Origin of the sequence: Amantichitinum ursilacus (assembly GCF_001294205.1) — a bacterium.
Classification (GTDB): Bacteria; Pseudomonadota; Gammaproteobacteria; order Burkholderiales; family Chitinibacteraceae; genus Amantichitinum; species Amantichitinum ursilacus.
Map to the genome: position 1 here is coordinate 50703 of NZ_LAQT01000033.1, position 11505 is coordinate 62207.

Below are 11505 nucleotides of genomic sequence, written 5' to 3' on the forward strand. Positions count from 1 at the left end.
TGACTAGATCGGGGCAAAACGCGCTAACCCAATCCGGCAAACAAAAACAGGGCCGTAATGGCCCCGTTTTTTGCGACATTACATCGGCTTAACGATGACGGCCGTGGGTGCGGCGCGGTTGATCAAACCACGTCGAAACCGGCGTGTTTTCGTTGCTCAGCGGCTGGGCATCGCCACGGCGAATCGCTTCACGCAACGAAGCATCCACTTTCGGTGCGGCGCTGCTGTTGCCATTGCCATTGCCGCCGCTACGTGCACCGCCATTGCTGCGCGGCTGACCGGTGCCAGCACCCTGACCACCACGGCCCTGACGCGGTTGACCATTGGCCGCGCCCTGGCCTTGCGCACGGCCTTGGCCGCCCTGGCCGCCCTGGCCGCCATTGCGACCCTGACGCGCTTGACCATCACCACGCGCCTGGCCTTCGCCACGCGGCGCGCGCGGTTGACCGTCGCCACGCGCCTGGCCTTCCGCACGCGGTTGGCGCGGCTGACCATCACCACGGCCTTCGCCACGCGGTGCACGCGCCTGGCCGTCTTCGCCACGTGCTTGACGCGGTTGGCCGTCGCCGGTCTTGGCACCACGGTTTTGACGTGGCTGACCATTGCTGCGGCCCTCGCCGCGCGGCTGACCTTCTGCGCGCGGTTGACGCGGACGACGCGGCTGTTGGCCTTCTTCGCCCACCACCGCGGTCTCGCCGTCGGCGCTGGCTTCTGCGCGATCACGACGCGGCTGGCCGCCACGTTGACCACGGCCGCCGCCACCGCTGCGGGCCTGTTGTTCGCCACGGCCCTGACCACGACCCTGGCCTTGCTGTTGGCGGCCACGGCGACCTTGTTCAATCGGCTCGGCTTTGGCATTCGGATCGGGCTCAAAGCCCGGCACGATTTCGCGGGTCAGGCTGCGCTTGGTCAGCTTTTCGATATCCGACAGCAGGCGCATTTCGTCGATGCAAACCAGCGAAACCGCTTCGCCTTCCGCCCCCGCGCGGCCGGTACGGCCAATGCGGTGGACGTAATCTTCGGCCACCATCGGCAGCTCAAAGTTGATGACGTGCGGCAGTTCTTCGATATCGATACCGCGCGCGGCGATATCAGTGGCCACCAGCACCTGCAGCGTGCCGGATTTGAATTCGCTCAGCGCGCGGGTACGGGCTGACTGGCTCTTGTTGCCATGGATGGCCAGCGCGGGAATTTCTTCTTTCGACAACTGTTCAGCCAGGCGGTTGGCGCCATGCTTGGTGCGGGTAAACACCAGCACCTGAAACCAGTTGTTTTGCTTGATCAGATGCGCCAGCAACTGGCGTTTCTTTTCGCGATCCACCAGCACCACTTTCTGCGTGATGGCTTCGACAGTGGCATTGCGACGCGCCACTTCGATCAACACTGGCTGGTTGAGCAGCGTGTCCGCCAGCTGTTTGATTTCATCCGAATAGGTGGCCGAGAACAGCAGGTTCTGGCGTTTTTTCGGCAGCAGCGCCAGCACTTTTTTGATGTCGTGGATAAAGCCCATGTCCAGCATGCGGTCGGCTTCGTCCAGCACCAGAATTTCGATAGTGGACAGATCCACCGTGCCCTGCTGCGCATGATCAAGTAAACGGCCCGGTGTAGCCACGAGGATATCCACGCGGCCTTTCAGCGCCTTAATCTGCGGGTTGATGCTCACACCACCAAAAATGCAGTGCGATTTGTGTTCGGTGTATTTACCGTAATCACGCACGCTTTCTTCGACTTGTGCGGCGAGTTCACGGGTGGGGGTGAGTACCAGCGCACGGATCGGGGCTTTTTCGCCACGTTTTACCGTGATGGGATTGGCGCTGAGTAATTGCAGGATGGGCAGGGTAAAGCCGGCGGTCTTGCCGGTGCCGGTTTGTGCACCGGCCATGATGTCGTCACCAGCCAGTATGGCCGGGATCGCTTGGGCTTGAATGGGGGTCGGTTCGGTGTAACCCAGTTCGGTTACGGCGCGAACGAGTTCATCCGCGAGTCCTAAAGCGGAAAAGGTCATGCAAATAACTCCAGAGCGTGTATCGGCCCACGCCGCGTGCGCGGCCCAGTCCAGAGCGGATACAGAGAATTGTCAGGTGAGAACGGCGACGACTGGTACGCTCAGCGTGGTTCGGTTTATTTGGCTTTAAGGCAACTGCCGGCGTCGACAGTTCGCGCTTTCAGAAAACCTGCATGCTGGTTGCACACCCGGTATTGGCTGCCTGAGGGGTACGGCGCCAGTTTGCGACCACGCCGGGCACATTATACGCATGCCAACCCACCCGTCGAGTGTTTTGCCGGAATCACCTGTCAGCTGGATGACATTACACGCCGGTTTGCGGCAGCCGAGTGGCTACCACGCATTGGTAAACGCCGCCAAAAAAGGTGCGCTTGTGCCAATGGAACAATTGCGGCGTATGCGCATAGCTGTAGATTTCGCGCCGCCACAAGGCATGGGCAAACGGCTCCAGCCACGCGTTTACGCCGCGCAGCAGCCAGCCGATCGGTTGCCACCACGCGGGCTTGTGATAATCGACAAACACCGCTTCGGCGCCGGGCTGCAACTGGTTGAGCATGCTGTTTACCACTTCAAACTTTTTGTCTTCCGGCACTTCATGCAACAGAAAGAAGCTGCAGATCACATCGTAATGTCCCACTCCGGCAAACCGGGCGGCGTCGGATTGCCAGACGTTGGCCCAAGGCATGGACTCCAGTTTGGCGCGCGCATGCCGTACTTGGGCAGGGGTCACGTCGGTGAGATGAAATGCGCCGCTGTGGCCCACGCGCCGCGCCGCCCGTTGCACCAGATCGCCATATACATGCGCCACTTGCCACACGCGCATGCCGGGCTGAAGCCGCTCCAGGTAAGACCGCATCAGACGTTGATCCTGCCCGAACAGCAAGGTGCGCACCACCAGATTGCGGTCCAGCCAGCGCACATTGCGCGAATTGACATAGGCCCAGTCATACACCTCAAGCATGTAATCCGGCACACCATGATGGTCGGGTTCGAGGTCAGGTGTGGGGTGAGTGGGGTCCAGTTGCAGATCGTGCGGCGCGATGGTTTCGAGTGGCGGAGGAGTAGTCATGATGCTGCGTAGCCTCTACAAAGAAAGACAACAGCATGCAGCGATCAGAATCATCCGTTATTGCGCTGCACCAAATTTTGCTGAAAAAAGCCCTTGCAGCGGCGCGGTGCGGCTCCATCTGCCTCGTTGACGCGACCGATCGGTCTAAACCGGCCCGCGCCCGGATTTTTGCTGTCATTCAACCTGATTGCGGAGTACCTGCCCGATGTCTCATCTTTTTTCTCCTTTTCAATTACGCGGCGTAACGCTGCCCAACCGCGTGGTGATTTCGCCGATGTGCGAATACTCGGCGGTGGACGGCGTGGCCACCGACTGGCACCTGGTGCATCTGGGCAGCCGTGCGGTAGGCGGTGCGGGCCTGGTCATTCTGGAGGCCACTGCGGTCAGCCCGGAAGGCCGCATCAGCCCGGCTGATCTGGGCTTGTGGAATGACACGCAAACGGTCGCGCTCAAGCGCATCGTTGATTTTATGCATGAACAAGGCAGCGCCGCGGGCGTGCAACTGGCGCACGCGGGCCGCAAAGCCAGCACGTTTGCGCCGTGGGCAGGCAATGGCGCGGTCAGTAAGGCCGAGGGCGGTTGGGACGTAGTGGCGCCGTCTGCCGTACCGTTTTCGCCGGAGTATCCGCAGCCGCAAGCGCTGGACCAGGCGGGCATCGACAAAGTGGTAGCCGACTTTGTCGCCGCTACTCAACGCGCCCACACCGCCGGCTTTGATGTAATTGAAATCCATGCTGCGCATGGTTATCTGCTGCATCAGTTCTTGTCGCCGCTGTCCAATCAACGCACCGACCAATACGGTGGCAGCCTGGAAAACCGGGCACGTTTGCTGCTTGAAGTAACCCGGGCCGCGCGCGCCGCATGGCCCGCCGAACTGCCCTTGCTGGTGCGCGTATCGGCGACCGATTGGGCCGAAGGTGGCTGGACCGCCGACGAAACCGTTACCGTGGCGCGCTGGCTGAAGGACGCGGGCGCCGATCTGATTGATGTGTCCAGCGGCGGTTCGATTCCCGCACCGCAAATCCCTGTCGGTGCAGGCTATCAAGTGCCGTTTGCCGAACGCGTGCGCCGGGAAGTCGACGTGCCCACCGGTGCGGTGGGCATGATCACCGACCCGATGCAGGCCGATCAGATTGTGCGCAATGGCCAGGCCGATCTGGTGTTGATTGCGCGTGAATCGCTGCGCGATCCGTACTGGCCCGTGCATGCCGCCACTGCGCTGCATCAGACGCCGCATTGGCCCGCCCAGTATCTGCGTGCTGCCCCCAAGGGCGCGGTCGCGCGCAAGCCGTTTACCCAGCAAGGGGACGCCGCATGAAGCTCGCATTGATCGGATTGGGCCAGATGGGCGCGGGCATCGCCGCCAACCTGTTAAAGGCCGGGCATGACGTGACCGTGCATAACCGCAGCCCAGGCAAGGCCGAAGCGTTGCTGGAGCAAGGTGCGCATTGGGCTGCCACCCCGCGCGAGGCTGCATTGGGCGCTGAGGCCGTATTGAGCATGGTGGCTGATGACGCCGCATTGCTCGGCATAACGCAGGGCGACGACGGTTTGCTGGCGGGTCTGGCCGCAGGCGCGGTGCATGTCTCGATGAGCACGGTAAGCTCGGCGCTGGTTGAGCAGCTGGCGCTTGGCCACGAAGCCGCGGGCGTGGCGCTGGTCGCTGCGCCGGTGTTCGGGCGGCCCGATGTGGCGGCAGCGGGCAAATTGACGGTGGTGGCGGCTGGTGATGCGCAAGCCATCGAAAAAGTCCGCCCCGCGCTCGAAGCCATCGGGCAGAAGCTGTTTGAAGTGGGCACCCAGCCGCAGCAGGCCGCCTTGATCAAGCTGATCGGCAATTTTCTGATCAGCGCGGTGATCGAAGGCTTGGGTGAGGGTGCTGCGCTGGCGCAGAAAGCCGGTGTTGATCCGGCCAGGCTAATCGAGGTGTTAACCAGCACGTTGTTTAACGCGCCGGTGTATCACACCTACGGCAATTTGATCGCGCAGGGCCAATATCGTCCGGCCGCATTTGCCTTGCCCTTGGGCGCGAAAGACAACCGGCTGGTGTTGCAGGCGGCCGAAGCGCTGAATGTGCCGCTGCCGTTTGCCAGCGTGGTGCGTGACAAGTTTGTGCAAGCGCAGGCTTTGGGCCTGGGTGATGCCGACTGGTCGGCCATTGCCAGCGTGTCCGCCACCAACGCCGGGCTGTAACGCGGCGGAGTGGGTGCTCATAAAAAACGGGGCAGAGGGTTAATCTGCCCCGTTTTTACGTCGGATTGCCGGGCTCAGGAATTAATGCGGTTACGTCCGGCGCGCTTGGCGGCATACAGCGCCATATCCGCGCGGGCCAGCAAGGCTTGATGTGGCTCGTCCGTGCGCAATGCCGCTGCGCCGATGCTCACCGTGACCTGCAAAGCCGCATCCAGCGTGCTCCAGTCATAGTCGGCCACCGCATGCCGCACGCGTTCGGCGACATGGCTGGCGGCTTCCAACGTCGCGCCCGGCAATAACAAGGTGAATTCTTCGCCACCATAGCGCGCGATGAATTCATTGTTGCGGCAGGTCTGGCCGATCAGTTTGACCACCTGTTGCAATACCTTGTCGCCCACCAGATGGGTAAAGCGGTCGTTGATGTCCTTGAAGTGATCGAGGTCAATCATCAGCACCGCCATGGCCTGCTGCAAACCTCGCGCTTCGGCGTGCAGCGCCTGCAGCCGGTCTTCCAGCGCGCGCCGGTTCCACGCCCCGGTCAGCGGATCGGTTTGCGCGGCGCTGGCCAGGTTCTGGATGGTCTGCTCGTGCGTTTGCACGCGCGCCATCAGATGGTGGTTTTCGTGGCGCGCCTGTTCCAGCTCCATGCGCTGTTCCAGCTTGTGCAGACGCCGTTGCGTGACGCGCTGCAATCGCTGTTCGCGCGCGCGTTGCTGCAGCGTGATCTGGCATTGGTGTAGCGAACGATGGTGGTTCAGTGCCAGCTCGTGTTGCGCACTGTCTTTGTACAACTGATACAGCAGGCGATGCGCTTGCAGCACTTGCCACGACGCATTGACGGCATTGGCAAATTCGAGCGCCTCGTGCAACGAGACGATGGCGTCTTCAGCATCGCTATTGCGCGCCAGAAACGTGCCATGCGCCAGCAAAGCCAGGGCGCGGGACCAGCGGAACAGTGGGCCGGCATCGTGCGATAACGCCAGTGCCTGGCTCAGCCAGCGCTGTGCTTCCGCGGCATGGCCTGATGCCGCGTGGGCCTCGGCGTAATACACCGAAAGCTCCACGTGCCAGGTTTCAAACCCATGTACTTCGGGCAGCGCATCATGCGCAATCTTCAGCGCCACAAAGGCGCTGGGCACTTGCCCCAGCCGCAGATAATCGGTGGCCAGGCACAGATAAATTGCGCTGTAGATGGTGGGGTCGTAAAACGCCAAGCCGTAACCGGCTGAGCGCAAATGATGCGTTTTGGCTTGTTCGTAATCTTCGAGCGCGTAATAGATCTTGCCGACACCCAGATGGCCGCATACGCACATGGCGGTGTCCTGCGTCTGCATGGCGTATTCCAGGCATTCCACCCAGTGCCGCATCGCCATATCAAAATGACCATGCATCAGCGCCAGGTCGGCGGCGCGGTCCAGCGCCATCGGCAAATCGGCGATCAAGCGTTGGCGGCGCGCCAGGTCAATGGCTTTTTCCAGCATGCCGGTGGCAGCGTCTTCGCCTTCCCAGCTCAGCGCCAGCGCGTGGTACAGCTGCGCGCGCGTCAGGGTTTTGCGGGCGCGCAATACGCTGGCTTCTTCGGCAATATCCAACGCCGCGCGGCGCGCTTCGTCGGGCGCTGATTTCAAAAACAGGCGCACGCGATCGAGTTCGGCATCCAGCAAACTGGTTTGTTCGAGGCTCATGGCAGGATATCCATGGTGTCGAATGCGTTGCGCGGCAAGTGCGCCAGCGGCGGCGCCTTGAGCACGCTGCGAAACGCGGTGCGGTGATCGTGCACGCGGCAGGCGCGCAGCACGATGCGGGGCTGCGGTTCGGTTTGCATGGTGGCAATCAGCGCTTCCAGCGCCTGTAGCAACGGCTTGACCACGCTATCGAGCTGCTCGCCCGGCACGATCAGCACAAAGCTGGCCGTGGAATAACGTGCGGCAAACCACGCGTGGCGCAGCGTAAACGTGGCCAGGGCGCGGCCCAGATCCGCCAGCATCTGGTCGCCGGTGGCGAACGAATAACGCTCGCTGATGGCGTTGAGGTTTTCCAGCCGCACATTCAGCAGCGTTACCGTTTGGCCGTCGAGGCGCGACAATTCTTGTTCCAGCCCGCCGCGGTCGATCAAAGCCAGTTCGCTGCGCAAGGTCTGGCGCGCTTGCGTGGCCACGCGCTGCGCATTGGAGGCATGACGTTCCAGCAAGCGGTCAGTTTCTTTGCGTGCCTGGATGACTTCCAGGCGGAGTTCCAGTTGCGCCAGGCGGCGATGCGAAGGACGGCTGCCTGGATCATCGAGGCTGCCGAGGTAACGCAGCCGCGCATCGTGATAAGCCTCGTGCGCAGCCAGCGCCTCAGCAAAGTTGCCGCGCGCTTCTTCGGCAGCACAAAGCGACAGATACAGGGATTGCAGCAAATAGCCGGTGTCGAACATCTGCGCGGCGGCGATGGCTTCGTTAAGACAGGCGACGGCGTCATCAAACTGGCGCGCGTGGCGATGCAGGCGGGCCAGTTCGTTAAGGCACTGCACTTGCACCCACGGCGCGCCACCGGCTGCTGTGCGCAGTGCTTCTTGTAATTCGCGCGTGGCGCGGGCGCTATTGCCGTTCTGCGCCTCGATCAGGCCGTTGTAATAATGGATTTCGGCGACCCAGGTCGGGTTTTCTTCGGCCGAAATCAAATCTTGTGCCGCATGCAGCAACGGTTGCGCCTGGCGCACCAGCCGCTGGCGCGTGTAGTCGCCTGCGAGTGTGATGGCGCATTGCGCAATAATGGCCGGTTGCCCGCTTTGGCAAGCAAAATCATAGGCTTGCCGGCGCAGCGTCAGCGCGCGCTGCGGCTCTTCGATAATCTGGTAGTAGTTGCCGATACCCAGATAGGCGAGGGCGGACAGATTGGGCTGGCGGCTTAACATACTTAATTCCAATGTCGCCATCCAGGTGTCCAGTGCCACGCCATAGCGGCCTTGGGCGCGCTGGCACTCCGCCAATATCCACAATACGCGGGCGCGTAATTCGGGCAGTCGGTCGCACAATTTAAGCCCGCGCCGTGCCGCGGTGGCGCCTTGGCGAAAATGCATTAGCGACCACTGCGCGCGCGCTTCAATCTCCCATGACTGCGCCACGGTTTCGACTGCCGCCGGGCCACAGGCGCGCCGCGCCTGGCGGGCCAGTTTAAGGGCCAGCAGCGCATCGCAATCCACCTTGGTATGGGCGGTTTCGAGCAGTGCGGGAACATTGACAGTCTTCACGGGGGGCGTACTTGTGCAAGGTTGGGGGCGACGAGCCAGTCTATATTAGAATTTGCTTGCTTGCTCATCTAGACAGTCCGCTTGTCGTTTTCCTGCCATATCCCGCATTTTTAGTAAGGATAAGCCTCGCTTTTAAATAAGCGCGGGCCCGTCTATGCACTATTTTGGTTCTGTATTGCGCTTTGTAAGTAAATCGGTAAGAAAATGCGCGTATCCGTTTTGACCAGATAGACAGTGCGCGCCGGGCGGGACAAAACCGGCAGGCAGACGGGTTACATGTATACTCGCGCCTTTCGAAACACCCCAGCAGGAGCCGCCGTGCCTATCAATCATTACGATCTGCAGCGTCTGGCCGCCATCAAGATCAAAGAAGACATTCGCAAGAAGGGTTCGCCGGACCGTTTTGGCAAAGACTCTTCGGGCAATAAAGATCGCCCCAAGGGCAAATCGCTGGTCGAACGACTGATCCAGCAAAACATCGCGCCTTCCGACGACACCGAAAAATAAGCGCGGTTATCGCGCAAAAAAAACCGCCATCCGGTTGCCCGGTGGCGGTTTTTGTTTGGGCGGCAGCGCCGCATGGTTACTTAGTCGAGATTGGCGACGCAATCGACAAAGTAGGCGGTAGTGTTGCCTTCCTTGACGGCGACCAGACCGTGGATGTAGGTCTCGAAGCCGGGGAAGTTATTGTTGAATTCACGGGCAAACTTCAGGTATTGCACGATGGTGTGGTTAAACACCTCGCCCGGAATCAGCAAGGGAATGCCCGGCGGATACGGCGTCAGCATCACCGCGGTGATACGGCCTTCCAGTTCGTCCAGCGGCACGCGTTCGATTTCGCGATGCGCCATCTTGGCAAAGGCCTTGGCCGGTTTCAGTGCGGGCACCAGATCGGACAGATACATCTCGGTGGTCAGGCGCGCCACATCGCGAGCCTTGTAGATGCCGTGGATTTGCTGGCACAGGTCGCGCAGGCCGATGCGTTCGTATTGCGGAAACTGCTGCACGAATTCCGGCAGGATGCGCCACAGCGGCGCGTTCTTGTCGTAGTCGTCCTTGAACTGTTGCAGCGCGGTCAGCAGCGTGTTCCAGCGGCCTTTGGTAATTCCGATGGTGAACAGGATAAAGAACGAATACAGGCCGGTTTTCTCGATCACCACGCCATGCTCGGCCAGATATTTCGACACGATCGAGGCGGGGATGCCGGTCTCGGCAAAGTCGCCGGCCATGTTCAGGCCCGGGGTGATGATGGTGGCCTTGATCGGGTCCAGCATGTTGAAGCCTTCGGCCACGTCGCCGAAACCATGCCATTCTTCGCCGGCTTTGAGCATCCATGCATCGCGATGATCGAGGCCTTCGTCGGTCAGATCGGCTGGGCCCCACACCTTGAACCACCACGAATCACCGTACTCTTCATCCACCTTGCGCATGGCGCGGCGGAAGTCGAGTGCTTCAGACAACGATTCTTCTACCAGCGCGGTGCCGCCTGGCGCTTCCATCATCGCAGCCGCCACATCGCAGCTGGCGATAATCGCGTACTGCGGGCTGGTGGAGGTATGCATCAGATAGGCTTCGTTGAAGATGTCGCGGTCGAGTTGGTTCTCTTGCGCATCCTGCACCAGAATCTGCGACGCCTGGCTCAAGCCCGCCAGCAGTTTGTGCGTGGATTGGGTGGAGAAAATCATCGACTCTTTGCAACGCGGACGGCCTTCGCCAATGGCGTGGTAATCGCCATAGAAATCATGGAAGGCAGCGTGCGGCAGCCATGCTTCGTCAAAGTGCAGCGTTTCGATCTTGCCATCGAGCAAGCCCTTGATCTCTTCGACGTTGTACATGATGCCGTCGTAGGTGGACTGCGTAATGGTCAGTACGCGCGGTTTGACATCCGGATCGGCTTCGAGCTTTTCGCGGCAGAACGGGTTGGCCAGCATTTTGCGACGGATGTTTTCCGGCTCGAATTCGCTGCGCGGAATCGGCCCGATGATGCCGTAGTGGTTGCGCGTGGGCATCAGGAACACCGGCACTGCGCCGGTCATCATGATGGCGTGCAGGATGGACTTGTGGCAGTTGCGGTCGACCACGACGATATCGCCGGGCGCCACGGTGCTGTTCCACACAATCTTGTTGGATGTGGACGTGCCGTTGGTGACAAAGAACAAATGGTCGGCATTGAAAATGCGCGCGGCATTGCGTTCTGATGCAGCCACCGGGCCGGTGTGATCCAGCAACTGGCCCAGTTCGTCGACGGCGTTACACACGTCGGCGCGCAGCATGTTTTCGCCAAAGAACTGGTGGAACATCTGGCCCACCGGCGACTTCAGAAACGCGACGCCACCGGAGTGCCCCGGGCAGTGCCAGCTGTACGAACCGTCTTGTGCGTAATGCGTAAGTGCGCGGAAGAACGGCGGGGCCAGCGTATCCAGATAGGAACGCGCTTCGCGGATGATGTGACGCGCCACAAATTCGGGCGTGTCTTCGTGCATATGAATAAACCCGTGCAGTTCGCGCAGCACATCGTTGGGGATGTGGCGGGCGGTGCGGGTTTCGCCATACAGGTAGATCGGGATATCCGGGTTGCGACGACGAATTTCTTCAACAAAATGGCGCAGACTGGTCAGCGCGTGTTGCGTTTCTTCGGCGCTGCCGCCGCCGAATTCCTCATCATCGATCGACAGGATAAAACCGGCCGCACGGCTTTGTTGCTGCGCGAACGAAGTCAGATCGCCATAGCTGGTGTAGCCGATGACATCCATGCCCTCGGCCTCAATGGCCGCGGCAAGTTCGCGAATACCGGATCCGCTGGTGTTTTCCGAGCGGAAATCTTCATCGATGATAACGAGGGGAAAATAAAAACGCATGCCAATGTCCTTCTGTAAAAAACATTAGCGCTTCGGGCACGAGGCTTATAGGCGCAACTAAAAAATGGGCGCTAGGGCCGTGTGCCTTGGGTGTAGGCACAAGACCCATCCTCCGCATGGCGGTGGACGGCGGCTTGGGGCTCTG

Annotated in this window: 8 protein-coding genes; 3 read left to right on the top strand and 5 right to left on the bottom strand. The window is 60.8% G+C overall.

The window, feature by feature from the left end; genetic code table 11:
- Positions 1–88: 88 nt before the first annotated feature.
- Positions 89–2005: a DEAD/DEAH box helicase gene (locus WG78_RS18800; protein WP_053939381.1), complete on the bottom strand. Its 1917-nt coding sequence runs from the start codon at positions 2003–2005 to the stop codon at positions 89–91.
- Between the two features lie 304 nt (positions 2006–2309).
- Positions 2310–3074: a rhodoquinone biosynthesis methyltransferase RquA gene (rquA, locus tag WG78_RS18805; protein WP_053939382.1), complete on the bottom strand. Its 765-nt coding sequence runs from the start codon at positions 3072–3074 to the stop codon at positions 2310–2312.
- A gap of 205 nt (positions 3075–3279) precedes the next feature.
- Between rquA and WG78_RS18810 the strand changes: the two genes are divergently transcribed.
- Entirely contained in the window at positions 3280–4392 is a 1113-nt protein-coding gene (locus WG78_RS18810) for an NADH:flavin oxidoreductase/NADH oxidase (protein WP_053939383.1), read from the top strand.
- Positions 4389–5267, top strand: coding sequence for an NAD(P)-dependent oxidoreductase (locus tag WG78_RS18815; protein ID WP_053939384.1), 879 nt, complete (start codon positions 4389–4391; stop codon positions 5265–5267). Before WG78_RS18810 ends, WG78_RS18815 begins: the two co-directional genes overlap by 4 nt.
- A 74-nt stretch (positions 5268–5341) precedes the next feature.
- Here WG78_RS18815 and WG78_RS18820 read toward each other — a convergent pair whose 3' ends face one another.
- Positions 5342–6952, bottom strand: a complete 1611-nt coding sequence (locus WG78_RS18820) for a GGDEF domain-containing protein (protein WP_053939385.1) — start codon at positions 6950–6952, stop codon at positions 5342–5344.
- Positions 6949–8502 (bottom strand): diguanylate cyclase domain-containing protein, encoded by a 1554-nt coding sequence (locus WG78_RS18825; protein ID WP_053939386.1) that lies wholly within the window; start codon positions 8500–8502, stop codon positions 6949–6951. Before WG78_RS18825 ends, WG78_RS18820 begins: the two co-directional genes overlap by 4 nt.
- Before the next feature lie 318 nt (positions 8503–8820).
- Here WG78_RS18825 and WG78_RS18830 point away from each other — a divergent pair, with 318 nt between their 5' ends.
- Positions 8821–9009 (top strand): hypothetical protein, encoded by a 189-nt coding sequence (locus tag WG78_RS18830; protein WP_053939387.1) that lies wholly within the window; start codon positions 8821–8823, stop codon positions 9007–9009.
- Positions 9010–9089: 80 nt separating this feature from the next.
- Here the strand turns inward: WG78_RS18830 and WG78_RS18835 are convergent, their stop codons facing one another.
- On the bottom strand, positions 9090–11360 hold the full coding sequence (locus WG78_RS18835) for an arginine/lysine/ornithine decarboxylase (protein WP_053939388.1): 2271 nt from the start codon (positions 11358–11360) through the stop codon (positions 9090–9092).
- Positions 11361–11505: the final 145 nt, after the last annotated feature.

Bases quoted from the DNA above. Each gene is read 5' to 3' on its own strand.
- WG78_RS18800 (WP_053939381.1), bottom strand. From the start codon at position 2,005: ATGACCTTTTCCGCTTTAGGACTCGCGGATGAACTCGTTCGCGCCGTA.
- rquA (WP_053939382.1), bottom strand. From the start codon at position 3,074: ATGACTACTCCTCCGCCACTCGAAACCATCGCGCCGCACGATCTGCAA.
- WG78_RS18810 (WP_053939383.1), top strand. From the start codon at position 3,280: ATGTCTCATCTTTTTTCTCCTTTTCAATTACGCGGCGTAACGCTGCCC.
- WG78_RS18815 (WP_053939384.1), top strand. From the start codon at position 4,389: ATGAAGCTCGCATTGATCGGATTGGGCCAGATGGGCGCGGGCATCGCC.
- WG78_RS18820 (WP_053939385.1), bottom strand. From the start codon at position 6,952: ATGAGCCTCGAACAAACCAGTTTGCTGGATGCCGAACTCGATCGCGTG.
- WG78_RS18835 (WP_053939388.1), bottom strand. From the start codon at position 11,360: ATGCGTTTTTATTTTCCCCTCGTTATCATCGATGAAGATTTCCGCTCG.